We start from the raw sequence: 26923 nt of genomic DNA on the forward strand, positions 1-26923 counted from the left end.
GTGCCAAGGGTGTCACCTGCGTCGATACCGAGTCTCGGAGGCGGGTGCGGCATGGCGACAGGGGCGCGCGGACCTGGGCGAGGGCAAGTCGGCTGCCTTTCCGGGCGACCGCGACCGGCGCGGCCTTCCCTTTCGGGCAACGGACCCTGCCGTTAGGCCCCGGAACCGGTGAAAACCGCTGGCCGGAGGCCGGTTCAGGAGTCCGCCAGCATCTCCCTCGTCCACGTCCCGAACTCGCTCTCCAGGACCAGCCGGCCGAGCTTGCGGTACTCCTGGGCGACCGCCGTCATCAACTGCCGCATGCTCAGCGGACGTCCGGCCTCGGCGGCCAGATACGCGGCCGTCACCGCGCACGCCCGGATGGAACCGCCGGCCAGTTCGAAGCGGTCCGCGCAGAAGCCGAGATCGAGATCGCCGGCCCGCGGCAGGTGCCCGCCCAGGCACCGCTCCCACAGCGCGCGCCGCTGACCGGCGTCCGGCACCGGGAAGTCCGCGATCACATCGAGCCGCCGGGTGAACGCCTCGTCCAGATTGGCTCGCAGATTGGTGGTCAGTACGGCGATGCCGTCGAAGGACTCCATGCGCTGGAGCAGGTACGCCGACTCGATGTTGGCGTGCCGGTCGTGCGCGTCCTTGACCTGCGAGCGCTTGCCGAAGATCGCGTCGGCCTCGTCGAACAGCAGCACCGCGTTGACCGCGGACGCCTCGGTGAAGATCCGCTCCAGGTTCTTCTCGGTCTCGCCGACGTATTTGTCGACCACGGTGGACAGGTCCACCACGTACAGATCCATGCCCAGGTCGGCCGCGACCACCTCGGCTGACATGGTCTTGCCGGTGCCCGACTCGCCGGCGAACAGCGCGATCACGCCCCGCCCCCGGCCGCCGCCCGGCCGCATCCGCCACTGCCCGAGCACCTGCTCGCGATGCCGGGCGCGCACCGCGAGCTCCCGCAACCGGCGGTGGGTCGGCGCGGGCAGCACCAGGTCGTCCCATCCGACGGCCGGCTCCACCCGGCGGGCCAGCCGCGCGAGCCCCGCGCCGTTCTGCGCCCGTACGGCGGCCCGCAGATCGTCGGGCCGCACCGCGCGGTCGGCCAGCGCGGCCGTGCGCACCGCGGCGTCCGCGGCCCGGCGCAGCTGCCCGCCGTCCAGCCGGTGCGCGGCGACCGCCGAGGCGAGCGCCTCCGCGTCGGCCGGGGCGACGCCGTCGCAGCCGGCCCCTTCGAGCGCGTGCCGCCAGCGCGCGGCCTGCCGCTCGGGGGAGGGCGCAGTCACCGGCAGGACCACCGGGGTGTCGGCGGCCCAGGCCGGGTCCCAGCCGTCCGCGCCGTACACGAACAGCGGGAGGCCGCGCAGTGCCGTGGTCACGTCCCGTGTGATCCGGTCGCGCTGGGCGGGCTCGGGGGGCAGTGCCTCCAGCGGGCCGAGGACGACGCCCGCGCCGGACAGCCGGGCTTCCAGGGCGGCCACGCGGGCGAGCGCGGGCACTTCGGCGGGGCGCCGGGCGAGCGCCGCCGTGTCGAGCACCAGCGGTCGCAGCCCGGCCGCGTGCAGGGCCGCCACCGCGAGGCCGGGCGCGTCGCCCCCACGGTCCGGCACGTGCACCAGACCGGGGCCGGAGCGCGCCGCGGCCGCCGCTCGGGCCACGTCGGCGGGCTCGGCCGTGGGGTCGGCGGCGGCCTCGCCGAGCACGTCGGCGAGCCGCGCGTCCGGTTCCGTGCCGCCCAGCAGGTGCGCGCTCACCCGGTCCGGGACCGCCAGCACGCGGGACAGCGGCGGCCGTTCGGGCTCGGTGACCTCGATCAGGCCGCCTGCGGTCAGCGGCGCACCGGGAGAGAACCGGAAGCGTGCCGCCGACGCGGCGGGCACTCCGCACAGCTCAAGGGCGAGGGCGACCGTCGGCCTGCGACGCGTCAGGTCGTCGTTGAGGAAGCCGTACAGCCGCTCGAACCGGGGGTCCAGATCCGGCGCCAGGGCGATGAGGAGGAGATCCGTGTCCAGCGGCGAGAGCCCGAACCGCTCGGCCAGCACCCCGAGTCCGGACGTCGGCGGCACCGGCGGCGGCTCGTGCTCGGGCAGCCCAAGGCCGCCCTCCCCGTCGAGGATCCGCTGCACCGCCTCCGGGGTCAGATACTGGCCCCGGTACGGGTCGTCGGGATCCGGGTCGACGGCACGCCGCGCGGCCACCGCGTACCGCACCCGCTCCTCGATCAGCCGCAGCCGCGCCCACAGGACGTCGACCTCGGCCTCGGTGGCGTACATCAGGGCTGCCGCCTTCCCCTGCGGCGCCGGGCCGGCACCGCGGGCCGCGCACGCGGGCCGGCGAAGCCCTCCGCACCGGGGTCGCCCACCTCCTCGTACCGCAGCCGCCGTCCCGGCGCGGGCTCCTCGCCGGGTCCGAGCCCATTGGCCCGTACCACGAGCCCTTCGGTCACCGGCGGCGCGGCCGGGCGGGCCACGGCGGCCAGCGGCGCGCGCACCCGGACCCCGAGCGAGGGCTTGAGCTCGCCGTCCAGCGCCGACCACACATCGGACGCGGACGGCGCGTCGATCCCGCCCCCGGCGGTGTCCAGGGAGACGGTCAGCCCCAGCTCGGCGAGCGTGCCGGTGAGCAGCTCCTCCGGCAGCGCGTCCGTGCTCACCAGCGTGCCCAGCACCTGCGACAGCAGCCGGTGTTCGTCCTGCGGGCGGCTCGCCCACGCCGTGACCAGATACGTCAGCTCGAACCAGCGGGGCGGGGTGCGCCGCGCCACCACATATCCCTCGGCGTCGTGCACCTCACCGGCGCCGCTGCCGCGCCGGGTGGCGTCCTCCTGGATGTGGTACAGGAACACGCACACCGTGGGCGCGTTGCGGCGGGCCGCCCACTCGCGGGTCGGCGCGTCGAAGACCACCTCGACCCCGGACGCCTCCAGACCGGACCCGGCGAGCAGCGCGCGCAGCGCCTCGTCGACCTCGTGGATCATCGGCGGGTCACCTCGTCCGGCGGCTGCACACTGCCCAGCACCACCAGGAAGTCCGTCTTCACCGGGGAGAATCCGGGCCCCCGCGCGGTGATGGTGCGCGGTCCCGTCTGGTCCTTGGTGAGGATGAGCAACTGGCCGATGAAGGTGCCGTCCGGCTTGGGCACGGTCGGCGCGGCGGCCGCGGTGATCCCCGGCTTCCAGGCGAACCGCACCGGCACGCCCGGCGGGAAGTCCTTGCCGCGCACCGAGGTGACGAAGCCGGGCTTGCCGATCGGCGGCACCGCGATGATCTTCGGCTGGAGGATCCGCAGCTTCGTACTGGCCTTGTTGTCACGGGGATCGGCGTCCGTGCCGGTGGTGGTCAGCACGCCGGTGGCCCGGCCGGTCAGCGCGTGGTCGGGTGCGAGCACCACCCGTACGACGGTGCTCGCACCCGGCGACAGGTCCGGTAGCGCGCACAGCCAGGAGCTGTCGCAGCCCGGCGGCGGACCGCCGTTCGGGATCCCGGCGGGCAGCGCTACGCGCAGCCGCAGCCCGGTGGCCAGCGCGTTGCGGCCGTTGCGCACGGTGTACGTGACCACGACCCGGCCGCCGACATAGCCCGGATCGGGTTGGGCGGTCACGGTGACCCCCGGCCCCGCCTTGGGTGCGGGCGGTGTGGGCGGGGCGGGCGGCGGGGTGGGCGTGTGGGTGGGCGTCGGTGTGGGAGTGGGTGTCGGGGGCGGGGTCGGCGGCGCGGGCGGCTGCACCGGCACCACGGTCCGGGCGGAGTTGTCGCCGGGCTGCGGGTCGATCACGCTGCCGGTGACCGACCAGTCGATCGGCTGGTCGCCGGTCACGTTCCCGGTGACGGTCACGGTGACCGGGACCGTCGTACCGGGTGGCACCACCCCCAGGTCGCACTGGAGCGTGGCCGCGTCGCAACTGCCGCCGGGATAGGTCACCTTGGTGACGGTCACCCCGGCCGGCGGTGCCATGGTCAGCGTGGTGCCGGGCGAGGCGGCCGGGCCGTTGTTGACGACGTCCACCTTCAGGTCGGTGGACTTGCCGACGGTGACCGGGGGCGTCGTACCCGGAGCGTGCACCGCGAGGTCCACCGACTGCTCGACGCTGGGCTCCTTCTGACGGCCCGGCAGTTCGGTGGTGAGCGGGGTGACACGGCCGGTCGCCACGGTCAGCACGTACAGGTTCTCGGGGCAGTTGACCGGTGCGTCGTCCCGCGCGCTGAACACGATCTGGGTGCCGTCGGCCGTCCAGGCCGCGTCGCGCGGCTGGTGCGGTCCGGTGACCGTGGTGTCGGGCAGCTGCTGCCGGCAGGCGTCCGTGGTGCCCCGCGCGGCCGCGGGCAGCAGCACCTGGCAGCTGCCACCGGACACGGAGGTCAGCACCAGGCCGTTGCGCTCGTCGACGCGGCCGCCGCCGTTCTTGCGGTTGAAGGCGATCGTGCGCCCGTCGGGGGAGAACGCGGGGCTGTCGTCGATGACCGAGCAGTTGCCGGGGCAGTTCGCGGCGCTGAGGTCCTTCTGCGCGTTCAGGTCGTTGATCGGCACGGTCCAGATGTGCTTGTTGCCGCCGTTCCCGTCGATCACCTCGTTGCGGGTGAAGGCGAGCGTCGTGCCGTCCGGGGACCAGGTCGGCTGCGCGTCGCTGCCGTTTTGCTGACCGGCCGGCGGCACCACCTCGTGCACGATCGCGCCCGTGCCGGCGTCGGCGATCAGGATGCGGCCGGGACCGGACGCGGAGCCGACCCCGCCGGGTGAAGTCCGGGTGAACGCGAGGTACTTGCCGTCCGGTGAGAACGTCGGGTCGGTGTCCCAGTCCTGCGGCCCCCGCCCGGCCAGCGGCAGCGCCCGCGGGTTCTGGCCGTCGGCATCCGTCGTCCAGATCCGCTCGATCCGTCCCTGGCCACTCGGCGCGTTCTCGAACCGGGTCACCACGATCCCGCGGCCGTCCGGCGTGTAGTTCTGCCGCTCGGTCCAGGGGTCGTACCCGGCCGCCGGCTGGAACAACGGGTCCTTCGACGGATCGGTGTTGGTGCCGGCCGCCGGGTCCTCCTGGAGGACGGTCACCCCGAGATCGCGCGGGTCGGAGCCGTCCATCCGCACGTCCTGCAAGGTCGCCACCCGCTGGTCCGGCGTCGCGTTCTGGCCGTTCACCTGCGGCACGGGCTCCGAGAGCCGGTCCACCACCGGGTAGCCGCCGGTCAGCGGGCCGACCCAGGTCACCGAGGTGACATCGCGGTTCTCGCTGAGCACCAGCTCCGGGTCGGGATTCTGGCCGGGGTTCTGCGGGGCCCGCCACACATGGTTCCAGTCGCCCTCGCAACTGCACGTGTGGTTGGTGCTGAGGAACAGCACACCGTTGCCGTCGGGCAGCCAGGCCGCGCCGTGCGTCTGCCACTGTGCCGCCGTGCCCGCGAGCAGCGGCTGGTCCCCGTCCGGGCGGCCCAGCTCCCGCAGCTTCGGCCCGGTCTGGGAGTCGGCGGTGTACGTGTACGCGAGGAGGCCGCGGTGCGCGTCGTCGTTCACCGGGTTGAACACCGGCTCGGTCGCCTTGCCGCCGAGCGTCCCGGTGAGCGCGGTCGCGGTGCCCCCGGCCAGCGGGCGCACATAGATCTGCGGTCCGGCGCCCGCGTCCGGGTTCGCGCTGTAGGCCAGCCGCTGCCCGTCCGCCGACACGGTCGGGCTCTGCTCGTCGTACGGCGTGTCGGTCAGCCGGGTCAGACCGGTGCCGTCGGTGCGCACCAGCCACAGATCGCGCTGCTTCTTGCCGTCCGGACCGCCCGGCTCCGCCGAGTCGAACACCACCGCACCGCCGTCCGGGGTCAGCCGGGGATGCGCCGCGTCCCGGCCGCTGGTCAGCTTGCGCACCGAGCCGTCCGGCGCCCGCAGATAGATCTGCGGATGCTTGTCGTCGCGGCGGCTCGCGAACACGATCGTGTCCCCGAGCGCCGTCGCCTGTACGTCGTAGTGCGCCGGGCCCGAGCCGAACAGGGGGGCGCTGGAGTCGGTCTTCGTGACCCGGCCCAGGCTGCGGTGGTCGGTGCCCGCGTACGCCACGCGGGCGGGCGCGGTGGCGGCGGCCGTCGGCCGGACGGGGTCCGCGCCGCTCGGTCCCGAGGCCGCGGTCACCGCCAGAAGCGGGACCAGCAGCAGCGACGAGGCGCCGAATCTCCCCAGCCGGCGCTGCCCGCCGGGGCCAGCGGTGCCGTTCACGGTCCACCTCGCAGTCTCGGTACACATGGGTGCGCCCCGCCACTGTGCGGCACGGGCGGGGCCTGCGGCAGGGCGCCGGGGGCCCTTCCGGGGGAAGGGCCCGTTGCGCTTTCGGGCAATCGCCGGGTGTCCGGGGCACTCGGCCCGCGCCCGCTCCCTCGCCGAGCGCGCGGCGGCCGGCCGTCGGTGCGGCCGGCCGAGCCGTCGTCAGATCAGCCCGTTGCGCAGCGCGTATCCCACCGCGTGCGCCCGGTTGCGCAGCTGGAGCCGCGTGGTCACCTCGTGCAGCACGTTCTTGACGGTCCGTTCGGAGTACGAGGTCTTCTCCGCGATCTCCGAGGTGTCAAGGCCCTCCGCCACCAGGCGCAGCATGTCCGCCTCGCGCGCGGTCAGCGTGGACAGGGAAAGCCCGCGCGGGTCGAGCGCCGCCCGCTGGAGGCTGCCGACATGGCTGAGCAGCTTGCCGAGCAGATCGCCGGGGAGCACGCCCTCGCCGTTGGCCAGCGCCAGCACCAGATGCAGCAGCCGGTCCTGGTCGGCCTCCGAGCGGCGCAGCACCGCGCCCACCCCGCACTCGATCACCCTTTGCAGCGCCGCCGATTCGAAGGTGCCCACCACCAGGCCGGTGCGGGTGGCGGTGTTGCGCTGGAGCCGTTGCAGCAGGGCCGTCACCTCGTCGTCCACGGTGTCGACGACCACGAGCGAGATCTGCGCCCCGTCCGCGTCGGCGTCGGACAGCAACTCCAGCTCCGGCCGCTGGCGCAACTGCTGGACGATGCCGATGTGCAGGACGAGGTCCTGCGCGTAGACGGCCACGGTCACCCGGCCCGGGCGGCCGACGGAGGCGGGCTGGGTCCCGCCGGGCATCTGGACGATCATAAAGGGTACTTTCTTTCGCAAGGCCGGACATGGTGGCGTTGTTGAGGACGCGAGCCGGGCGACGACGGTGGCGTCCGGCGCGGTGGGATGGAGCACACGCCGCCTACGGCGTGTCAGCTCGTCTCCCCTTCAGTGGAGTTGACCTTGGCCGCTGCGGGCAAGTCGGCTGCCCGGAAGTTGCCCCAGCATCTCTCGTCGCCGTCCGGGTACGGCTCTACCGTCGTGGCGTGACGCCATCTGCACCCTCTTCCGGACCCGGCGCCCCCGGCCTCGACATCCCGGCCGTGACGGTGACGCCGGGCGGCACCGCCACCACCAGCCTGACCGTGCGCAACGACAGCGACATCGTCGAGGCGTACACGCTGGAGGTGGTGGGCGACTGTGCGCCCTGGGCGACCGTGGAACCCGCGCGTATCTCGCTCTACCCCGGCACTTCCGAGACGGTCACCATCACCCTGGCCCCACCCCGCTCGCCCGAGGTCCGGGCCGGCGATGTGCCGCTGGGCGTACGGGTGTTGCCGGCCGAGCACCCCGAGTCGGTCACCGTGCCCGAGACCACGGTGCACATCGAGGCGTTCCACGAGCTGCGCACCGAGATCCTCCCGCGGCGCCGGCGCGGCTGGCTGCGCGGCCGCTACCGGGTGGTGGTGCGCAACGAGGGCAACACCCCGACGCAGATCGCCTTCCGGCCCGAACAGGCCGGTGAGGAGCTGCGGTTCGGGTTCGTCCCGGCCAACCTGGAGCTGGCGCCCGGCGAGTCGGCGGAGACCCGGCTGCGGGTGCGCACCGGCAAACCGGTGTGGTTCGGCAAACCCGCCGTATGGCCGTTCACCGTGCACCCCACCGACAGCGCGGCCGAGGCGGAGGCGGAGGGCAGCGCCCGCCCCGCGACGTATGTACGGCCCCCGCTGGAGGCCGAGTTCGTCCAGATCCCCATCTTCCCGAAGTGGCTGCTGGCCCTGCTCGCGGCCATCCTCGCCCTGCTGCTCGCGTGGTTCGCGCTGGTGCGCCCCGCGGTGCGCAGCGCGGCCCGGCAGGCCGCCGACGAGGTGGTCCAGCCGCGCCCCACCCCCGGCGGCGACAAGAACGGGCAGTCGCCGGGCACCGGGAACGGCACCGGCGCCGGCACGGGCACCGGCAAGGAACAGGGCGGCACGGGAACCGGCGTGCCCGGCGGCGGCAGCCCCGGCGGCACCGGTCCCGGAAGCTCGGTGGGCGGCGGTGAGCAGAGCTCGACCACCATCGACGTCGAGACGGCCGGCGGACAGGACAAGACCGGCAGCTACACGGTGCCCAAGGGCAAGGTGTTCGGCGTCACGGACATCGTGGTCGCCAACTTCCAGGGCGACGAGGGGGTCATGACCATCACCTTCGGCGACCGGAAGATCACCACGATCGCGCTGGAGACCTTCCGCAACCAGGATTACCACTGGGTCACCCCCATCGAGATCCCCGCGAACGCCACCGTCACCGCGAAAGTCACCTGCGCGAAGCCGGGCACACCGGCCACGGGCCGGCAGGCACAGCAGTGCCATGAGGTCCTGAACGTGAGCGGTGAACTCGCGAACGTCGCCCAATGAGGTGGCTTTTCTGAAAATAGTTCGCCTGGTGTGGCCTATGAGGGAAGGGGCGCCTTTCACTCCGTCCGAAAACCGATTCCGGGCCGAACTGTGCAGGAAATGTGCAGGTCAACGCCGGTGGCCAGGGAATCCAAGGCCCGGCGGAAGCGGTGCCGGGGCCCACGGCGCGGCAGGGGCCGGACGGAATGGCCTATTCCCTACCGTTCATGTGGGGGACGGGTGCGGCAGGGTCCGCGCGGGCGTGCCCCCGAGCGCGGGGCGTACATGCCCTCCCGTACGGGGCGAAGCTGCCCCCTAGGACCCGGCGGGAGCGCCCTCGGGCACGGCATGGCGCTGCCCTCCGCGGCACCCCCGAGCCGCCCTTTCGCGCATGCCGAAGGGCGCCTATCGGGGCAACATCCCCGGTCAGGCGCCCTTCCTTGGCCGAGGCGCTACGGGCGGCGCCTGCGCTCCGACGTCCGGGGCGCGGACTCGACCTCCTCCGTCACGGAGTCCAGCCCCTCGTCCTCCAGGACGTGATCGCCGTACAGGTCCTGGAGCCAGTTGGTCTGGTAGACGGTGTCGAGGTAGCGCTCGCCCATGTCGGGCGCGATGGCGACCGCGGACAGGCCGCGGGCGTCGTGCCGGGCCAGCCAGTCGGTGGCCCCGCTGACGACGGTCCCGGTGGAGCCGCCGAACAGGAAGCCGCGGCGGGCCATGCGGTGGCACATGCGGATGGTGTCCGCCTCCTCCACCCGGATCACCTCGTCCACGACGGACTCGTCCAGCAGCGGCGGGCGCATGCTCATGCCCAGGCCCGGGATCATCCGGCGGCCCGGCTCGCCGCCGAAGGCCACCGAGCCCACGCTGTCCACGGCGACGATCCGCACCGGCCGGTGCCACTGCCGGAACCAGCGGGCGCAGCCCATCAGGGTGCCGGTGGTGCCGGCCCCGATGAACACCACGTCCAGGTCGGGGAACTCCTGGGCGATCTCCGGGGCCGTGGTGCGGTAGTGCGCCCGCCAGTTGCCCGCGTTGGTGTACTGGCTCAGCCAGACGTACCGTTCGTCGGACGCGCACAGCTGGCGCACGTACTCGATCCGCGTGCCCAGGAATCCGCCGTTGGAGTCCTGGTCGGCGATGACGTGCACCTCGCTGCCGAGCGCCTCCATCAGCAGTCTGGTGGACAGGTTGCAACGGGAGTCCGTCACACACAGGAACTGGTAGCCCTTGCTGGCGGCGATCATGCTGAGCGCCACGCCGAGGTTCCCGGAGGAGGACTCGACGAGGATGGACTCCGGCGTCAGGAGTCCGTCCCGCTCGGCGCTCTCCACCATCTCGTTCGCGGCCTTCAGCTTGATGGAGCCGGCGAAGTTGAAGCCCTCGCACTTGAGATGGAGGGGTTGTCCGCAGATCGACTCCAGGTCGACGAAGAGATGGCCCTCGTTGAAGGCATAGGGAGCGGTAATGACAGGCACGGCGGACCTCCTGGTGCCGGGCCGAGGACGGGCCTCAGCCGTACCGGCGCAGGTCGTGGAAGAAGTCGTCGATGAGGCGGAGGCTGCCCGCCCGGAGTACCTCGTCGTAGACGTACTTGCCGACGGCGAGATCGAGGACACCGAGTCCGAAGGGCGAGAAGATCACCGGACGGTCGGCCGGCGGAGCGGCCCGCCCGCACAGCACGTCGTTGAGCGTGCCGTTGAGGAAGTCGCGGTCCCCGGTGAGCTGTTCGACCAGGTGCGGTGAGGTGTCGGCCTTCAGACAGTGCTCGACGTCGTCGACGAAGTTGGCGGCGCCCAGCAGGACTTCGGGGGCCAGGTCCCGCAACGACACGTGCAGGACCAGAGGGTTGTGGTCGAACCACGCCGGATCGGTGACGTGCGGCTTGCCGGCGACGGTCGCGAAGACCACGAGATCGCTGCCGCGGATCAGGTCCTCGGCACGCTCGTGCACGGTGACCTGCCCGCCCGCGCCGCTCTGGCGCAGATAGCCGCGGAACCCCTCGGCGCTGTCGGCGGACACGTCGTGCACGCCGATCGCGTCGAACTCCCAGCCGGTGCCGGCCAGGAAGGTGTGGATGTACCGGGCGATCAGGCCCGTGCCGAAGAACCCGATCCGCGTGGGCCGGGTGTTCCGGCCGCGGCTGAGGCAGTCGGCGGCGAGCGCCGCGGACGCGGCGGTCCGGGTGGCGCTGATGATGGAGCTTTCCAGACAGGCGAACGGATAGCCGGTCTCCGGGTCGTTGAGGATCAGCACCGCGGAGGCCCGCGGCAGCCCCGAGCGCACGTTGTCCGGGAAGCTGGAGATCCACTTCAGGCCGTCCACGTGCACCGAACCGCCGATGGAGGCCGGCAGCGCGATGATCCGCGAGTCCGGACGGTCCGGGAAGCGCAGGAAGTACGACGGCGGGTTCACCGAGTCCCCGGCGCCGTGCAGCCGGTAGGTGGCCTCGACCAGCGCCACCAGCTCCCGCTCCCGGCCCGTGAGGGCCTGCTGCACCTGCTGCCCGGAGATCACCGAGAACGTCGGCACCGAGGGCCCGCCCGCCGCCTGTTCGGCGGTCGTCGTCAGCAGATCGGTCATCGCTCGCTCGCCTCCGGGGCCGGGCGGCCGTCGGCGAGCCGGCGCGGCTCGGCCATGCCCACCAGCACCTGCCGCTCGCCGCTGAACGGCTCCCGGCTGTGCGCGGTGGAGATGTTGTCCACGAGCAGCAGATCCCCGGCCTGCCAGGGCTCGCGCCGGGTGTGCGCCTCATAGGTGGAGTTGAGCAGTTCGACCACCTCCTCGCCGATCGGACTGCCGTCCCCGTACCGGGTGTTGAACGGCAGCCCGTCCTCGCCGTACATGTCCACGAGGTATTCGCGCACCTCCGGGGGCAGCGTCCACTCGTTGAGGAACGCGATCTGGTTGAACCAGCAGCGCCGGCCGGTGACCGGGTGCCGTACCACCGCGCTGCGCCGCTGCCGGGTGCACAGGGAGCCGTCCGGGCCCCAGGTGAACTCGATGGCGTGCGCCCGGCAGTAGCGCTCGATCTCCTCGCGGTCCTCGGTGCCGAACGACTCGGCGAGCGAGGCCCCGATCTCGTCGTTGTAGCTGCGGGTCAGCAGCCAGCCCTCGCGCTCGAACCGCTCGGTCAGCGAGGCGGGCAGCGCGCTGAGCACCTCCTCGGCGTCGGCCACCGCCGTCGCCCCGCCCTCCGTGGCCGCGGTCAGGCACGCGAACAGCATCAGGGAGGGCACGTCCAGCGTGTAACTCAGCTCGTGGTGCATGCACATCGGCTGGTTGGCCGGCCACGGAGTGGCGGAGTGCACGCCGGGCGCGACGGCCTCGCGCGGCGCGAACGCCTCGCGCTCTTGCATGAGTTCACCGGTGATCCGGGCGAAGACGGCACCGACCTGGTCCGCGTCCCGCAGTCCCAGACCACGGACCAGCAGCGCCCCGTGTTCGGTCACCAGGGCGCGCAGCGCCTCGCGGTGCTCGCCCGCCCAGGCCGGGGCGTCGCCCGGCGAGTCGACGCGCAGCAGCGCCGGTCTGTGCGGGCGCAGCTCCACCTCGAGCGGCGCTGCCAGGGATGAGAACGGCATCTCGGTTTCCTTTCGGTTGCCCGTCTGGAGGGGAGGCGTGGCTCAGGACGTGGCCAGGGGTACGGCGGCCCGCAGCACGGCACGCGCCGCCTCGGCCGGCCGGGTGCGGGGGAAGTAGTGGCCGCCGTCGGTGAGTTCGTGCAGCTCCACCCGGCCGGCCAGCAGCAGCCAGTCCCGGTGGCGTTCGGTGGCGCCCGCGGTGTGCGGGTCGTCGGCCGCGACGACCACGGTGAGCGGCGCGGCCAGCTTGGGGGGCGAGGGGGACTGGAGGGCCGCGCGGAAGTAGCGGTGCGCGGCCACGCAGTCGTGCCGGTAGGCGGCGCCGATGTGCTCGGCGTGCGCCTCGTTCAGCTCCGCCAGCTCGGTGTAGCCGCTGTCCGCGGTGAGCCGCGCCGCGATCTCGGCGTCCCCGAGCGCGGTCAACTCGGTGACCGCGGCCCCTCGTTCGTCCGCGGTGCCGAGGAGCTGGGCGCCGATGAACACCCGGCCGACCCGCACCCCCCGCTCGGCGAGCCGCCGGGCCGTCTCGATCGCGGGCGCCGCCCCCGAGGAGTGGCCCCACAGCATCACCCGCGTCAGCCCGCGCGCCACGATCTCCGCGGCGACCTGTTCGGCGACCTGCGCGATGGAGACGAACGGCTCCTGGTGCGCGGCCAGATCGTGTCCGGGCAGATCCACCGCGAGGACCGTGAGCCCGCTGTCGGCCAGCGCGCTCGCCATCGGCTGGAAGTTGACCGCGTTGCCCCCCGCGTACGGGAAGCAGACCAGCGCGCCCGCGTCCTCGCCGCCCCCCTCCGCGAGCGGCTGGAGCAGCTCCCCGTGCTGCGTGCCCGTGCCGTCCAGCAGCGCGGCAAGGTCCGCGAGGACCGGGTGCCGGGTGATGTCCTTGAGGGACACCGCCCGCTCCAGCGCGATGCTGAGCTTGACCGCGGTCAGCGAGGTGCCGCCGGAGTCGAAGAACTGGTCCGAGCGGCGCACCTGTTCGACCGGTACGCCCAGCACCCCGGCCCAGGCCGCGGCGAGCCGCCGTTCGGCGGGCCCGATCGGGACATCCGCCGCCGGGGTCTCCTCCGCGGCCGGCGCGGCCCGAGCCGCCAGCGCGGTCAGCGCCTTGCGGTCGATCTTCCCGTTGCCGGTCAGCGGCAGGGCGTCCTGCCAGTGGAAGGCGGAGGGAACCATATAGGCGGGCAGCACCGCGCCGAGCGCCTCGCGCAGCTCCGTCACCGGCCGGGGCGCGCCCGCGCAGAAGGCGATCAGATGTCTGCTGCCGCCACCCCGCTCGGTGACCACTACCGCCGCGTCCCGCACCCCGGCCACCCGCAGCAGCGCGTTCTCGATCTCGCCGATCTCGATGCGGAAGCCGCGGATCTTCACCTGGTTGTCCCGGCGGCCCAGGAACTCCAGCTTGCCGTCCGGGTGCCAGCGCCCCCAGTCACCGCCCAGGTACAGCCGCTCGCCGGGCCGGTACGGGTCCGTGCGGTACGCCTCACGGGTCCGCTCCGGATCGTTGACGTACCCCCGGCCCACACAGACACCGGAGAACGCGATCAGGCCGGGTGCGCCCAGCGGCACCAGCGAGAGCCGCTCGTCCACCACGTAGACGCGTACGTTGTTCACCGCGCGCCCCAGCAGCACCCGCTCCGGCACCCGGTCCAGGACCTCGTGGTTGGTGTCGTCCGAGGTCTCCGTCAGGCCGTAGGCGTTGAGCAGCTTGATGTCCGGCTCGATGGCGAACCAGCGCTGCACCAGCTCCCGCTTGAGCGCCTCGCCGGTCACCGACACACAGCGCAGGTCCGGCAGTTCACGCGGCCGCTGTTCCAGGTACGAGACCACGACCTCCAGATAGGAGGGCACCAGCTGCGCCACCGTGACCCGGCCGTCGACCAGCGTGCCGACGAAGCGCTCCACGTCCGTGATCTCGTCCTGCCCGACCAGCAGGGTCCGCCCGCCGACCATGAGCGCGGAGACCAGCTGCCACAAGGAGATGTCGAAACACTGCGGTGCCGTCTGCGCCACCACCGATCCCTCGCCGATGCCGAGGTCGTCGATCTTGGCGAAGAGGTGGTTGAGCAGGCCCGCGTGCTCGCACATCGCCCCCTTCGGCTCGCCGGTGGAGCCGGAGGTGAAGTAGATGTACGCCAACTGGTTTTCGTCCACGCGCAGTCGCAGGTCGTCCTCGGCGTGCGGCTGCGCGTACGCCTCCTCGACCAGCAGCCGCCGCGCCCCCGGCACCGCGGCCAGCGCCTCGTCCAGGGTGGCGGTGCTGCCGGACTCGGTCAGCACCAGCCGACAGCCCGCCCGCGACAGCGTCGCCGCGATCCGCCCGGCCGGGAAGTGCGGCTCGATCGGCAGGTAGACGGCGCCCGCCTTGAGCACCGCGAGCGTCGCCGCCGGCCAGTCGAGGCCGCGCTCCATGACGACGGCGACCACGTCCTCCCGGCCGACGCCCCGCTCGACGAGCGCCCGCGCCAGCCGGTTGGCCCGCCGGTTCAGCTCGTCGTACGTCCACTCCCGCTCGCCCTGGACGACCGCCACCGCGTCCGGACGCGTCCGCACCCGCTGCTCGAACAGCTCGTGCGCCCGCGCCTTCGGCAGCGGCCGGTGCGGTCCGGCCAGCCCCTCCAGCTGCTCGCGCACCTCGTCGTCGGTCAGCAGGCTCCGCGCGCCGTGGTCGGCGTCCGGGGCGGCGGTCAGAAGTCGGAGGGCGGTCAGGTGGTAGCCGCCGATCCGGGCCGCGGCCTCGGCGTCCAGGACGTCCTTGCGGTACCCGAGGCGCAGCAGCAGCCGACCGCCCCGCTCCGACCAGCGCACATGCAGTACACCGTCGTCGGCGTGGTTCTCGTCGGCCCCGATGGGCCCGAACACCACCTCGTACGGCGGCTCCGTCAGCCCGAGTTCGCGGCGCAGCTTCTCCACCGGGAACTCCCGGTGCGCCAGCACCTGCGCCTCCGCGTGCTCGGCCGCCGCCGCCAGCTCCCGCCAGGAGCCGGGGCGGACGGTCAGCCGGCAGGGCAGGGGCTCGCCGCGCACGCCGGTGGTGTAACCGGTGACCACCTCCGGCTCGCCGGACAGCGCGGCCAGCACCTTGGCGTGCGCCGCGAGCAGCAGTGCGCTGACCGGCACGCCCTGGCGTCCGACCAGTTCGCGCACCGCCCGCGCCACCTCGTCCGGCACCGGCATCTCGTGCTCGGCCGAGCCGGGAGCCGGCTCCCGCACCCAGCGCGGCACCGCGGTGACACCGCCGGCGGTCAGCACCCGCTGCCAGAACTCCCGGTCCGCTTCCACGCGCGTTCCCATCGAATGGCCTTCCTCAACTCACGGTCGCCGCAGGGGCGTTGGCTGTAGACGCGATCGGCAGGGGAGGGTCGGGCGGAGCCTCGGCCGCCGGCATCTCCACCGCCGGGTTGCCGCCCCACCGCGCGTGCGGGGGCACTTCCTCGCCCTTCATGAGGAAGGAGTCGGCGACCAGCTCCGAGCCCTCGCCCATCGTCACGCCGTAGTGGACATGGGCGGAGACGCCCAGCGTGGTGCCGGCGCCGAGCCTGATGAAGTCGGACTTGAAGGTGCCGTCCTCCTGCGAGTGGCACTGGACCTTGCTGCCCGCGTTGAGGGTGCAGCCGTCGCCGATGACCGCGAGGGTCCGGTCGGTGATGTAGCAGCCGTCGTCGAACACCATGCGGCCCACGCGCACGCCCATCAGCCGCCAGACCAGGCTCTTGAAGGGGGTTCCGTTGAAGATGTTCAGCCACTGCGACGGGACCTTCCACAGGCGCTCGATCCGCCAGAAGTCCCGGTCGTAGATGGAGCACAACTGGGGCCGCAGCCCGCGGAACCGGGTCATGCAGCGCTCCAGCACGATGTAGTACGCGGTGGAGAAGGCGAGGGTCAGCGCCAGATAGGCCGCTATCACCACATGGCCCGCCATGCCGTACAGATCGACCGTGGCGAGCGCGAACAGGGTGAGCACGAAGACGTGCAGCCAGCGGGCGAGCAGCCACCAGGCCATCGAGCGCAGGTTGTAGCGGTTCTTCGCGCGCAACCGGGTGCTCAGTTCCTCGCCCTCGCGCAGATGGTCGAAGCGGGCGTCCCGGTCGACCGAGCGCGGGATCTCGAAGCACGGCGAGCCGAGCAGTCCCACGCCCGTCCGGACCTCGCCGTCCAGCGGGATCATCACCTTGGTCGCGAGCAGGCAGTTCTCGCCCGTCCTGCCGCCCACCGGGTAGGCGATGTTGTTGCCGAGGAAGTTGCGCGGCCCGATCGACACCCGCGACAGCCGGAACGACGTGCTCGAATAGTCCGCGTTGAGCACGGACAGCCCGTCGGCGATCATGGTGCCGCTGCCGACCGACACCAACAGCGGCGTCTCGTGCTGCACTTCGGTGCCGAAGTTCGAGCCGGTCTGCTCGACGTGCGACAGGTCGTACCCGAGACCGCGCAGATAGTGCACGACGTACGAGCTGTCACCGAACAGCCAGGCGAAGAACTTGACGTTGGTCAGGCGGGCCGTCGCACGGTGCAGCGCGTAGTGGAAGCCGTACAGCGGGTAGACCCGGTCGGGCCGGACGACCAGCCGCAGCAGCCGGGGCAGCGTGTACAGGACGGCGAGTCCCACGACGACGAACCCGGCGAACAGCACCAGGGAGAGCAGCAGCGCGTCGGTGAGCAGCTGGCCGGGCGCCAGGTCGTCGGTGTCCGGATCGAGGCGCTCGCCGATCGCCGGTACCGCGGTGAACAGTATGTACATCCCGCCGATGGCCAACGGGATGTAAACGAAGAGGAGTTGGGCCAGCGTGCCGAGGCCGAACCAGGCCCGCCGCAGGGTGCCGCACCGGGCGGGCGGCACGCGCAGGTAGTCCGTCGACGCCGGTTCGGCGGGGGAGCCGTGCCAGCGCTCGCCGGCCGGGACCGCCTGACCGCGGTGCAGCGCCGAGGCGTGGCCGAGCTGTGCCCCGTCGCCCATCGAGGTGTCGATGTCCAGGGTGGTCTTCTCCCCGATGAACACGCCCTCGCCCAGGGTGATCCGGCCGGTCTGGATGCGGCCCGCGTGCGCCCGGTAGCCGAGGATGAAGGAGTCTTTGCGGATCACCGTCCCGGCGCCGATGGTCACCAGGTCGGGGCAGACGGGCAGGGTGTGCGACAGGATCGTGACCCCCTTGCCGATCCGCGCGCCCAGGGCCCGCAGGTACAGCACGTACAGCGGGGTCCCGGCGAGGAAGACCATCGGGTTCGCGTGCAGCAACACCTTCACGAGCCAGAAGCGCGCGTACGCGAGGCCCCAGACGGGGAACTCGACCGGTTTCCAGCGGCCGACCAGCAGCCACTTGGCCACGACCGGGAAGACGCACAGCGCGATGAACCCGGTGCCGCCGAAGGCCAGCGACCGTACGTAGATGTCGGCGATCCCGTTGCCGTCGGCGACCCACTCGTAGCCGGTGCCGGTGACCAGGCCGGAGACGAGCGAGTAGGCGAGGAAGGCCAGCAACTGGAAGGACCCGCACAGGAAGTGGGTCAGCCGGCTGGTGTGCGGCAGGGGGGCGGGTGCCGGTGCCGCGGGTGCCGCCGGGGTGGCCGGGGCCTCGTCAGGCGGGGGAGTGACCGGGGTGAGGGCCGCGGCCAGGTCGCGGATGGTGGGGTACCGGTAGATGTCCCGCATGGAGGGGGACGGCAGGTCGGGCCGCTTGCGCACGCGTGCGCAGAACTGCGCCATGACCAGGGAGTTGGCGCCGAGGTCGGTGAAGAAGTGGCTGTCCACCGGCACCTGCTCGGTGCCCACGACCTCGGCCAGCGCGTCCGCGAGTTTGCTCTCGGTCTCTGTTCTGTCCGGGCCGGTGCCGCTCACGGGGAGGGCGGGTGCGTCCGGCCCGCTTATATCGATCTCGGAGGACTGCTCCACCATTCGATCTCCTCGAGAACGTTCTGGATCGTTGATGCACATTCCTGATCACGAACCGCCAATTCAGTGTGGACAGGGCACCGTAAGCCTGTCACTTCGAACCAATCGCCCGACTCGCCGGAAATGCCCGCTGGGGCCCTGATCCTTGGGCGCGCGGGGCTGGCGGCCGCTGCGGATCACCCGTTTGGCGGTTCACTCGTGCGGCAGCGTCCGGGGTTCGGACGGGGGTCCGCGCGGTTCGTGTGTGCGGTCGGCGGGGGTGGAGGGGCCGCGGGATCGCGGAGAGGGGAGGCGGGCTGCGTGGAAAGGGGAGGCGGGCTGCGTGGAAAGGGAAGGCGTGGCGTCAGTACCGCAGGGCCGTGCCCACGTCCGCCCGTACCTCGCCGTGCAGCCTGCGGTTGCTGCGCGCGGTGCCGTGGCCGGAGGCGTGCGCGGCCACGTTCTTGACCGTCAGTACGACGACGTCGAGGAGATTGCCGTTGCCGTCCGTGAAGTTGACCTGCACGGCGAAGGACTTGGCGGAGGAGGCGGTGTTCCGCGCGGTCACCGTGGCGGTGGCCCGGCCGTCGCCGCCGACGGCGACGGCGCCGAGGCTCACCTGGTCCTTGGCGTTCACTCCGCCCTTGGCCTCGTCGAGTCTGCGGCCGGCCTCCGCCGAGGCCGAGGCGAGCGCGTCGCCGCCGCGGGCCGCGAGGGAGGCGGCGGCGGAGGCGGCCGAGGCGGCCTGCTCGGCCGGGGTGGGGGAGTTCGCGGAGCCGTCGCCGCAGCCGGCGGCCGGCAGCATGACCAGGGCCAGCACCGCGCCCGCCGTGCCTCGTCTCCAGTGCCCTGCCATGGGTGACTCCCGTGCCCTCGCAGCGAATCGTTTCCCTCAGTGAAGGGTGGGCGGCCGCACCCCGCACACCGGGTGCGACAGCCGGGCCACACAGGCACCCGAAAGGACCCCTGGGCGCCGCTGAACAGGCGATGCCCCCGGCATGGGCGCCCTCGCCGGGCGGGCCGGCGCACTCTGACGGATAGTGGTGGGGGGACCAGGTCCCCCGGCAGCACCCGCCTTGGCACAGGAGGCCCGATGCGCGCTTCACGGTCACTGGCCGCGCTCACCGGTTTCGCGTTGCTCGGCATCGCGCTCACCGCCTGCCAGGACCAGGCGTCCGGTCAGATCGTGGCACGGCACAACGGACGGATCGTCCAGACCCTCAATAACCCCCCGGTCAAGGGCTGCCACCGCCTCCCCGAGGGCATCACCCAGGTCACCAACCAGACCCAGAGCAGCCTGCTCCTCTACACGACCCCCGACTGCACCGTGCCCGCCGGTGGGGCGTCCAACTTCCTCGACATCGGCGCGACGGACCAGGCGGTCCGGGCCACCGGGCCGTGGAACAGCTTCTCGTTCGCACCGGAGTGAGGGCCGCGGGCAACCCCGTTTGACGGTCATCGGTACTTCGCCCGATGCGCGGCAAGGCGTTCACGGGCGTCGGCACCGCCTCGGTACGACATCCCGCTCACCCCCGGTCTGCCGGCGCCCCTCCGTGGAACGCGTCCGCGCGGCGCGCCCGGCCGGCGCTCCGCTCCCTGCGCTCGTCCACCCCCTTTGTCGTAGGCCGTCGCCGCGGACGAGGAGTGCGGGCACCCGCTGGGGCAGGCGTCCGCCCTGGAAGCCCTCGGGCTGCTGCGCCTCAAGCTGTGGCGTCACGACGAGGCACGGAGCGCCTTCGAGGAGGCCCAGCGGGTCCTCGGCCGTATCCGTGAGGGTGAGGAAGGATGGCGGGACGTGCCCCGCGCCACCGCGCTCCTCACGCACCACATCGGCCGGGTCCTCGCCCGCGAGGGCCGACTGCCCGCCGCCTACGAGCGGTTGAACGACGCGCTGGTCGGCTTCCGCACCCTGCCCGACGGCGCCGACACCTACAACGAGGGCCGTGTCTACATGAGCCTCGGCGAGGCCCACCTCGCGGGCGACCTCGAACTCGCCCTGGTCTGCCTGGACAGGGCCGCCGGGATCATGACGAGGGAGGGCGCGGGGCTCCAGCTCGCCGACGTGCTGGAGCAGCGCGCCGAGTGCCACGACCGCTCGGGCCGTCCGGCGCGGGCCGCGGAGGAACTCCGGGCCGCCGCCGCGCACTACGAGAAGCACGAGGACACCGTCGGCGCGCAACGGGCCCGCGCGCGCCTCGCCGCACTGGAGTCCTGAGAACCGGACTGACGGCCTGTCAGCTGCTAGGCCGGGGAGAGGCGTTCGACCGTCACCCGGCGCACCACCGCGCCGGTGCGCACCACGAGTTCGGGGACGGCCTCGCAGACCTTCCGGCCGCTCGCGACCCAGGCATGGAGCGCGGAGGCGTAGGCGGCCGGGTCGCACAGGTCCGGCCGGCCGTCCGGTCCCGGCGCCGCGGACAGGCGCAGCAGGTCGCCCTGGCGGGTGCGGACGACACAGCGGTCCGGTCCGTCGGCGTAGACCGCCAGCGCGCAGTACGGGTAGCGGGCCAGCGCCTCCGCCGTCCAGGCGGCGGGCGGCCCGAGCCGGGGGTCGTCCGCGGGCGCGTGCCGCAGGATGACGTCCGCGACGCGCAGCCTGCCGGCCTCCCGGGTCTCCTCGTCCACCGCCGTGTGCGCGAGCTCGGCCCGCGCCGCCAGTCCCTCCGCCGGGTCGGGGGCGTCGCCGGACACGGGGTGCCGTACGAGCGTGACCTCGGGCGTGGGCCCGTCGGCCACCTCGGCGAAGACCCGCACGGGCGTGGTACGGCGGGCCGGCTGGTGGGGCGGCAGCGGCAGCGGGTCGAGCAGCGCGGCGTGGCCGTCGGGCTCCGGCAGGCCCATGAGCCCGTAGAACAGCCGGCGCAGCAACCCGGCCGACTCGCCCGGCGACGAACTGGCCTGCTCCGCGAAGTGCGCGTAGCTGTCCGGCTCGTGGGCGGTGATCGCCGCGTCGATCTGCGCCCGCAGACTGCCTTGCCGGACCAGCCGGGGCGCCGTACGCCCGAGCGCGGCCACCGGTGAGTGCGGGTCGAGCGCGTCCTGCGGGAACGCCCCGAGCAGTACGGGGGCGCCGATGGCCGCCGCGTAGTACGTGACGCTGGAGTGGTCCCCGAGCACGCAGTCCGCCGCGATCAGGGCCTGCCGCCACCAGTCGAGCGGCGGTACGGCGTCCAGGCCGGCCCGGCGGGCGTGGTCGAGCCAGGACCTGACCTGCCCAGGACCGTGCCCGTACCAGATGTTGGGGTGCAGCACGGCGACGGAGCGGTACTCGTCGGCCGGCAGCTCCGTGGACAGCCGGGACAGCAGCCAGGGCAGCAGATCGTCCGCGTCGTCCGCCGCGCCCGACCCGGCCTCCAGGGCGCCGAACAGGGACCGCGACGACCAGGTGGAGCTGAGGACGACCAGCTTCTGTCCCGGCGCCACCCCGAGGGCGCGCCGGAAGAGTTCCCGCTGAGGGAGCCCGCCGATGAGCCGGTCGTAGCAGGGGTCCCCGGCCAGTACGGCGGTGGGCGCGGCCTGCGGGCAGGAGGCGCGCAAGCGCTCCAGTTGTTCGGGGTGCGACAGGACGGTGGCGGCGGCGAGGGGGCGGCCGCGGTGCAGCAGCCAGTCCGGGGAGAGCCCGAAGACCGGTGCGGACGAACGCCGTTCGGCGCCGGCGGGGGTGGCGAGCCGCTTGTTGTAGCCCATCCCATGGGACAGGATCACCAACTCGGCACGGATCTCGTCCAGTTCGCCGCCGTAGCTCGCGGAGACGGCGAGGTCGAACGTGGTCTCCTTCGCCTGCTCCCACGGCAGCACGGGCAGCCCCACCCCCGTCAGCAGCTCGGGCACGCCCGCGAGGAACGGTGAGGACCCCGTGCACGTGGCGAACAGCTGCAACCGCACATCGCCGCCGAACAGGGGCAGCACGTCCAACAGGCGGGTCGCGGAGGTCACGTTGTGCACGACGAGGAGGACACGGCGGCATCCGGCCCGCGTGACCCAGCGTTCCGCGTCCGCCCCCACCGGCACCCGCAGCCGTGCTGCCCCACCCATCACCACTGGCGCGTATCCCCGTCCCGGCCTGATCCATTCGGCGTTCTCCGGCTGTCGGCCCGATGCTATCGAGCCGTAACTCCGGGGACACGCACAGGGATCGGATGGACCGGCGCCCATGAGGACACAATCCGGCCTCGGCGCCGCCTCCGTCCGCCCGCGCCCCGGCGCGAGGAGCCGCCACGCCCGAGCGGACCGGCGCCGCGCCACCGTGCCGGCGGACGTCACGGCAGTGTGCCCCGGCCGGAAGAGGCGGAGCGGGGCGGGGCCCCGGCTGATGGCTTTCGGGCGACCGTGCGAGCGAGCGAGGAGGTGAGACCCATGACGGGGGTATCCGTGTGGGCGCTCCTCTCTTCGTCACGGTCCGGCGGCTGACGTACCTGCCGCGGGAGCGCCTCGCCGACCAGGCACTCCCGAGGGGCAACGCCCCATGCGGACATTGCGACTCACCGCTCACACGACGTCCGACGGCGTGATCGAGCGCGACTTCACCGTGAACGGCGTCCCCGGCGTCCTCTGGTCGCCCGCCTGCCCCACAGCGCGCCCCCCTCGTGTTCACGGGCCACGGCGGCGGCACGCACAAGAGGTGGCCCGCGATGACGGGCCGCGCACGGCACACGACGAGCAGGAGACCGCCGCGCTGTACCGGGCGCGGGCGGCGGGCGAGCCGGAGGGCCCGATCGGCGTCCGCTGCAACGCCGCTTCGCCGAACGCGCCGTCCCCGAGTGGCGGGCGGCCCTGGACGCCCTCCAGGAACTGCCCGGGATCGGCACCGGCGGTCCCGTCGGCTTCTTCGGACTGAACCTGGCCACCGCGATCGGCGTGCCGTTCCTGGCGGACGATCCCCGGGTCACCGCCGCGGTCTTCGGGCCGCACTGGCCCGACGCCCTGGCCGGGACCGCCCGGCGGATCACCGTCCCCGTCGAGTACGCCATGCAGTGGGACGACGAGCACATCCCGCGCGCGTCCGCGCCGGCCCTCTTCGACGCCTTCGCCTCGACGGAGAAGACGCCGCACGCCAACTCCGGCCGGCACAAGGAGCTGCCGCGGTTCGAGGCCGACAGCGCGGTCCGCTTCTTCGCCCGGCATCTGGGGGCGACGGCGGTGCGGGGGACCTGAGTCGGGCGGTGCCGGCGTTCCGGTTCGACAGGGCGCCGGCACGCAGGGCGACGGATATCCGGCCACCTCCGATAATGCTTCACCCCGGCAGCCGCAAGACGGAGGAAGCACAGGTGGCCGACACGTTCAAGCGCCGCGCCCCGAGCCAGTGGGGCGAGGGTGGCGCCCTGAAGGAGGAGATCCTGGCGGCCGCGGCCCGGCTGCTGGCCGAGTCGGGCCGCGAGGAGGCGCTGTCGCTGCGCGCGGTCGCCCGCGAGGTCGGCATCTCCGCGCCCAGCGTCTACCTGCACTTCAAGGACCGCTCCGAACTGGTCGCGACGGTGACCCGCCGGGCCTACGAGAAACTGGTCGCCGAACTGGGGGAGGCGCGCGACACCCGCACCCCGCACACCCCGGGCTCCGCCCTGCGGGCCATGGCTCACCGCTATTGCGCCTTTGCGCTGGAGAACCCCCGCCGCTACCGGCTGATGTTCGGCGTCGAGCGCATCGTCGGCCCCCGCGAAGACTCGCCCCGCCACCCGGTCTGGCTGGTCCTCGGCGCCTGGGAGGAGGCGCTGGCCGCGCTGCCCGCCGCCCGCTCGGCCCAGGTGGACGGCGCACGGGACGCCCTGCTGCTGTGGTCGGCGCTGCACGGCATCGTCACCATCGCGATGGCGCTGCCCTTCGAGGTCGACCGGCACGGCCTGGAGCGGCGCGCGGACGATCTGCTCGATCGCATCGTGGCCGGATAGCGACGGCGAACCCCTCGGCACCGTTGACGTGCCCGCCGCGATCCCTAAAGTTGCCTGAAGCACCTAACGCCGTTAGGGGTGTTGGATGCGCCCTCTTGCCGAGGAGGCAGCGATGACCGAGACAGTCGTGGACACGCCGACCGGGCTCCCCGAGCACCCCATGCCCCGCGCCGCCGGATGCCCCTTCGATCCGCCCCCCACCCTGAAGGAGCTCCAGAGCGAGCGGCCCGTGTCGCGGGTGCGCATCTGGGACGGCAGCAGCCCCTGGATGATCACCCGGCACGAGGATGTGCGCGCCCTGCTCGGCGATCCGCGCATCAGCGCCGACCCCCGGCGCCCCGGCTACCCCCACCGCAGCGCCGCCACGCGGGAGCGGGACCAGACCCGCAGCACCCTCCTCACCCTGGACGACCCCGAACACGCGCGCCTGCGCCGCATGGTGACGGCTCCGTTCACGATCAGGAAGGTCGAGGCGCTGCGGCCGGCCGTGCAGCGGATCGTGGACGACCTGATCGAGGAGATGCTGGCCGGGCCCAACCCCACCGACCTGGTGGAGGCGTTCGCGCTGCCCCTGCCCAGCCTGGTGATCTGCGCGCTGCTCGGCGTGCCGTACGAGCAGCACGACTTCTTCCAGCGCCACAGCCGCGTCCTGGTGCGCCGCACCTCCACCCGCGAGGAACTGCTCGCGGCGTCCGAGGCGCTCACCGGCTACCTGGACGACCTGCTGACCGCCAAGCTCGCGAACCCCGAGGACGACGTGCTCTCCGCGCTCGCCGTGCAGCGTGTGGCCACCGGCGAGTTGACGCAGCGCCAGGCCGCCGAGCTGGGCGTCCTGCTGCTCGTGGCCGGGCACGAGACCACCGCCAACATGATCGCGCTCGGCACTCTGGCCCTGCTGCGCGTCCCGGACCAACTCGCCCTGCTCCGCGACAGCGACGACCCCAAGACGGTCGCCTCGGCCGTCGAGGAACTGCTGCGCTACCTGACCATCGTCCACTCCGGGCGGCGGCGCGTGGCGCTGGAGGACATCGAGATCGGCGGCGAACTGATCCGCGCGGGCGACGGCGTCATCCTCGCCAACGACATCGCCAACCGGGACCCCGGAGCGTTCGCCGACCCCGACCGGCTCGACCTCACCCGCGACGCCCGGCGCCATGTCGCCTTCGGCTACGGCATCCACCAGTGCCTCGGTCAGCCGCTCGCTCGTGTCGAACTCCAGGTCGTCTACAGCACGCTTTACTCCCTTGTCCCTACCCTGGCGTTGGCCACCGACGTCGATCAACTGGAGTTCAAGCACGACGGCTTCGTCTACGGCGTCTATGAACTGCCGGTCACCTGGTAGCACTTCGCAGCACGCAGCACGCAGCACGCAGCACGCAGCACGCAGCACGCAGCACGCAGCACGCAGCACGCAGCACGCAGCACACAAACACACAGCCCGCATAGCTCACAGCACCACCGCGAACGAGGAAACGAGGAACCCATGCGCGTGGAAGTCGACCAGCCCAAATGTGTCGCCTCCGGACAGTGCGTCCTGGTCGCACCCCAGGTCTTCGACCAGGACGACGAGGGCGTCGTACAGCTGCTGGACGCCACCCCCGGCCCCGAACTCGCCGATGACGTGCGGGAGTCGGCCGCGATCTGCCCCGCCGCCGCGATCCGGCTGGTGGAGGCGTGACAAGCGCTCCGCCGCGCCGCATCGTGGTGGTGGGTGCCTCGGCGGCCGGCCTGACCGCTGCCGAGGCCCTGCGCCGTGCGGGCTACGACGGCTCGCTCACCCTTGTCGGCGGCGAACCGCTCCCGCCCTACGACCGCCCGCCGCTGTCCAAGCAGATCCTCACCGGCGCCTGGGAACCCGAGCGGGTGCACCTGCGCCGCCCGGCCGACCTCGACGCCCTCGCTCTCGACCTGCGCCTCGGCGTGCCCGCCGCCGCCCTCGCCCCGGCGACCCGCACCGTGACCCTCGCCGACGGCACGAGCCTGCCGTACGACGGCCTGATCATCGCCACCGGGGTCCGGCCGCGCCGGCTGCCCGAGTGCGGCACACCCGGCGTCCACGTCCTGCGGGAACTCGGGGACGCCCTCGCCCTGCGCGAGCGGCTGTCGGCCGGGGGCCGGCTGGTCGTGGTCGGCGCCGGGTTCCTCGGGGCCGAGGTCGCCGCCGCGGCCCGTACCCTCGGCGCCACCGTCACCCTCGTGGAACCCGCCCCCGTGCCCCTCGCGCACGCAGTCGGACAGCGGATGGGCGCCCATCTGGCGCAGGTCCACCGCGACCACGGCGTGGACCTGCGGACCGGGACCAAGGTCGCCGGGATCACCACCGGGGCGGGCCGGGCCACCGGCGTGCTGCTCAGCGACGGCACCACGATCCCGGCCGACGACGTGCTGATCGCCATCGGCTCCATACCCAACACCGACTGGCTCGACGGCAGCGGGCTGCGGCTGACCGACGGGGTGGTCTGCGACCGGTACAGCGCCGCCGCGCCCGGCATCTACGCCGCGGGCGACGTCGCCCGCTGGCACAACCCCCTCTTCGGCGCCGAAATGCGCGTGGAGCACCGTACGAACGCGGCCGAGCAGGGCATGGCCGCCGCCCGCAATCTCCTCGCCCCCGAGCAGGCCGAGCCGTTCGCCCCGGTGCCCTCCTTCTGGTCCGACCAGTACGACCTCAGGATCCAGGCGTTCGGACACCTGCGCGATCACGACGAGGCCCGCGTGGTGGACGGCGACCCGGCGGACGGCCGCTTCCTCGTCGCCTACCGCAGGGGGACGGCGCTCACCGGAGCGCTCGCCGTGGGCATGCCGCCCCGCGTCCTGCGCCCCTGGCGCGCGGCGCTCGCCACCGGCACCGAGTGGACGCGCGCGCTGGACGGCCCACCCGAAGCGGACCAGACTTGACATGAGGTAGCTCAAGTTTCATTCAGGCTCTGGAGGCACCCCGACGGGAGGCTCCGGAGGCACCCC

The 26923-nt window shown here is 73.1% G+C and carries 17 protein-coding genes and 2 pseudogenes; 8 read left to right on the forward strand and 11 right to left on the reverse strand.

All coding sequences use genetic code 11. The annotated features are described in order from the left end of the window. Window positions 1–194: 194 nt before the first annotated feature. The 4 genes and pseudogenes from ACE4Q9_RS29005 to ACE4Q9_RS29020 all read right to left on the reverse strand — a co-directional run bounded on the left by ACE4Q9_RS29005 (window position 195) and on the right by ACE4Q9_RS29020 (window position 7090). Window positions 195–2261 carry an AAA family ATPase gene (locus ACE4Q9_RS29005; protein ID WP_397987464.1) on the reverse strand — a complete coding sequence of 689 codons (2067 nt, stop codon included), beginning with the start codon at window positions 2259–2261 and terminating at the stop codon, window positions 195–197. Beyond that, on the reverse strand, window positions 2261–2965 hold the full coding sequence (locus ACE4Q9_RS29010) for a DUF4255 domain-containing protein (protein WP_397987465.1): 705 nt from the start codon (window positions 2963–2965) through the stop codon (window positions 2261–2263). The genes ACE4Q9_RS29005 and ACE4Q9_RS29010 overlap by 1 nt, the downstream gene beginning before the upstream one ends. Further along, window positions 2962–6180: a hypothetical protein gene (locus ACE4Q9_RS29015; RefSeq protein WP_397987466.1), complete on the reverse strand. Its 3219-nt coding sequence runs from the start codon at window positions 6178–6180 to the stop codon at window positions 2962–2964. The genes ACE4Q9_RS29010 and ACE4Q9_RS29015 overlap by 4 nt, the downstream gene beginning before the upstream one ends. Window positions 6181–6387: 207 nt before the next feature. Next, window positions 6388–7090: pseudogene (locus ACE4Q9_RS29020) on the reverse strand (LuxR C-terminal-related transcriptional regulator). A 196-nt stretch (window positions 7091–7286) separates the two neighbouring features. Between ACE4Q9_RS29020 and ACE4Q9_RS29025 the strand changes: the two are divergent. Then, window positions 7287–8639, forward strand: coding sequence for a hydrolytic protein (locus ACE4Q9_RS29025; protein ID WP_397987467.1), 1353 nt, complete (start codon window positions 7287–7289; stop codon window positions 8637–8639). Between the two features lie 431 nt (window positions 8640–9070). Here ACE4Q9_RS29025 and sbnA read toward each other — a convergent pair whose 3' ends face one another. From sbnA to ACE4Q9_RS29055, 6 genes are all read right to left on the reverse strand, one after another. Next, window positions 9071–10096 carry a 2,3-diaminopropionate biosynthesis protein SbnA gene (gene sbnA / locus ACE4Q9_RS29030; RefSeq protein WP_397987468.1) on the reverse strand — a complete coding sequence of 342 codons (1026 nt, stop codon included), beginning with the start codon at window positions 10094–10096 and terminating at the stop codon, window positions 9071–9073. A 34-nt stretch (window positions 10097–10130) separates the two neighbouring features. After that, window positions 10131–11201 carry a 2,3-diaminopropionate biosynthesis protein SbnB gene (gene sbnB, locus ACE4Q9_RS29035; protein WP_397987469.1) on the reverse strand — a complete coding sequence of 357 codons (1071 nt, stop codon included), beginning with the start codon at window positions 11199–11201 and terminating at the stop codon, window positions 10131–10133. Continuing rightward, window positions 11198–12202: a TauD/TfdA family dioxygenase gene (locus tag ACE4Q9_RS29040; protein WP_397987470.1), complete on the reverse strand. Its 1005-nt coding sequence runs from the start codon at window positions 12200–12202 to the stop codon at window positions 11198–11200. Before ACE4Q9_RS29040 ends, sbnB begins: the two co-directional genes overlap by 4 nt. 42 nt (window positions 12203–12244) lie before the next feature. Then, window positions 12245–15499 (reverse strand): amino acid adenylation domain-containing protein, encoded by a 3255-nt coding sequence (locus tag ACE4Q9_RS29045; protein ID WP_397987471.1) that lies wholly within the window; start codon window positions 15497–15499, stop codon window positions 12245–12247. A gap of 13 nt (window positions 15500–15512) precedes the next feature. After that, window positions 15513–18098, reverse strand: a complete 2586-nt coding sequence (locus ACE4Q9_RS29050) for a Pls/PosA family non-ribosomal peptide synthetase (RefSeq protein ID WP_397987472.1) — start codon at window positions 18096–18098, stop codon at window positions 15513–15515. A gap of 340 nt (window positions 18099–18438) precedes the next feature. Continuing rightward, entirely contained in the window at window positions 18439–18930 is a 492-nt protein-coding gene (locus ACE4Q9_RS29055; protein WP_397987473.1) for a hypothetical protein, read from the reverse strand. Window positions 18931–19167: 237 nt separating this feature from the next. Between ACE4Q9_RS29055 and ACE4Q9_RS29060 the strand changes: the two genes are divergently transcribed. Beyond that, on the forward strand, window positions 19168–19503 hold the full coding sequence (locus tag ACE4Q9_RS29060; RefSeq protein WP_397987474.1) for a hypothetical protein: 336 nt from the start codon (window positions 19168–19170) through the stop codon (window positions 19501–19503). Window positions 19504–19869: 366 nt separating this feature from the next. Continuing rightward, complete coding sequence (locus tag ACE4Q9_RS29065; protein WP_397987475.1) at window positions 19870–20289, forward strand: hypothetical protein; 420 nt, start codon at window positions 19870–19872, stop codon at window positions 20287–20289. Between the two features lie 26 nt (window positions 20290–20315). On the opposite strand, the gene ACE4Q9_RS29070 is transcribed toward ACE4Q9_RS29065, so the two are convergent. Next, window positions 20316–22109, reverse strand: a complete 1794-nt coding sequence (locus ACE4Q9_RS29070; protein WP_397987476.1) for a hypothetical protein — start codon at window positions 22107–22109, stop codon at window positions 20316–20318. Window positions 22110–22539: 430 nt separating this feature from the next. Here ACE4Q9_RS29070 and ACE4Q9_RS29075 point away from each other — a divergent pair. From ACE4Q9_RS29075 to ACE4Q9_RS29095, 5 genes and pseudogenes are all read left to right on the forward strand, one after another. After that, window positions 22540–23228, forward strand: a pseudogene (locus tag ACE4Q9_RS29075) (alpha/beta hydrolase). Window positions 23229–23341: 113 nt separating this feature from the next. Continuing rightward, window positions 23342–23959, forward strand: a complete 618-nt coding sequence (locus ACE4Q9_RS29080; RefSeq protein WP_397987477.1) for a TetR/AcrR family transcriptional regulator — start codon at window positions 23342–23344, stop codon at window positions 23957–23959. Window positions 23960–24071: 112 nt separating this feature from the next. Continuing rightward, the gene (locus ACE4Q9_RS29085; RefSeq protein ID WP_397987478.1) at window positions 24072–25301 is read left to right on the forward strand and encodes a cytochrome P450; all 1230 of its coding nucleotides are present in this window, start codon (window positions 24072–24074) and stop codon (window positions 25299–25301) included. A 141-nt stretch (window positions 25302–25442) separates the two neighbouring features. After that, on the forward strand, window positions 25443–25637 hold the full coding sequence (locus tag ACE4Q9_RS29090) for a ferredoxin (RefSeq protein WP_397987479.1): 195 nt from the start codon (window positions 25443–25445) through the stop codon (window positions 25635–25637). Then, the gene (locus ACE4Q9_RS29095) at window positions 25634–26857 is read left to right on the forward strand and encodes an NAD(P)/FAD-dependent oxidoreductase (RefSeq protein WP_397987480.1); all 1224 of its coding nucleotides are present in this window, start codon (window positions 25634–25636) and stop codon (window positions 26855–26857) included. Before ACE4Q9_RS29090 ends, ACE4Q9_RS29095 begins: the two co-directional genes overlap by 4 nt. Window positions 26858–26923 lie beyond the last annotated feature (66 nt).

It is taken from the genome of Streptomyces sp. AM6-12 (genome assembly GCF_044327085.1).
Taxonomy (GTDB): Bacteria; Actinomycetota; Actinomycetes; order Streptomycetales; family Streptomycetaceae; genus Streptomyces.

Excerpts from the sequence above, each read along its gene's own strand:
- ACE4Q9_RS29005 (WP_397987464.1), bottom strand. The coding sequence starts at position 2,261 with ATGTACGCCACCGAGGCCGAGGTCGACGTCCTGTGGGCGCGGCTGCGG.
- ACE4Q9_RS29010 (WP_397987465.1), bottom strand. The coding sequence starts at position 2,965 with ATGATCCACGAGGTCGACGAGGCGCTGCGCGCGCTGCTCGCCGGGTCC.
- sbnB (WP_397987469.1), bottom strand. The coding sequence starts at position 11,201 with ATGACCGATCTGCTGACGACGACCGCCGAACAGGCGGCGGGCGGGCCC.
- ACE4Q9_RS29040 (WP_397987470.1), bottom strand. The coding sequence starts at position 12,202 with ATGCCGTTCTCATCCCTGGCAGCGCCGCTCGAGGTGGAGCTGCGCCCG.
- ACE4Q9_RS29045 (WP_397987471.1), bottom strand. The coding sequence starts at position 15,499 with ATGGGAACGCGCGTGGAAGCGGACCGGGAGTTCTGGCAGCGGGTGCTG.
- ACE4Q9_RS29050 (WP_397987472.1), bottom strand. The coding sequence starts at position 18,098 with ATGGTGGAGCAGTCCTCCGAGATCGATATAAGCGGGCCGGACGCACCC.
- ACE4Q9_RS29055 (WP_397987473.1), bottom strand. The coding sequence starts at position 18,930 with ATGGCAGGGCACTGGAGACGAGGCACGGCGGGCGCGGTGCTGGCCCTG.
- ACE4Q9_RS29060 (WP_397987474.1), top strand. The coding sequence starts at position 19,168 with ATGCGCGCTTCACGGTCACTGGCCGCGCTCACCGGTTTCGCGTTGCTC.
- ACE4Q9_RS29070 (WP_397987476.1), bottom strand. The coding sequence starts at position 22,109 with ATGGGTGGGGCAGCACGGCTGCGGGTGCCGGTGGGGGCGGACGCGGAA.
- ACE4Q9_RS29085 (WP_397987478.1), top strand. The coding sequence starts at position 24,072 with ATGACCGAGACAGTCGTGGACACGCCGACCGGGCTCCCCGAGCACCCC.
- ACE4Q9_RS29090 (WP_397987479.1), top strand. The coding sequence starts at position 25,443 with ATGCGCGTGGAAGTCGACCAGCCCAAATGTGTCGCCTCCGGACAGTGC.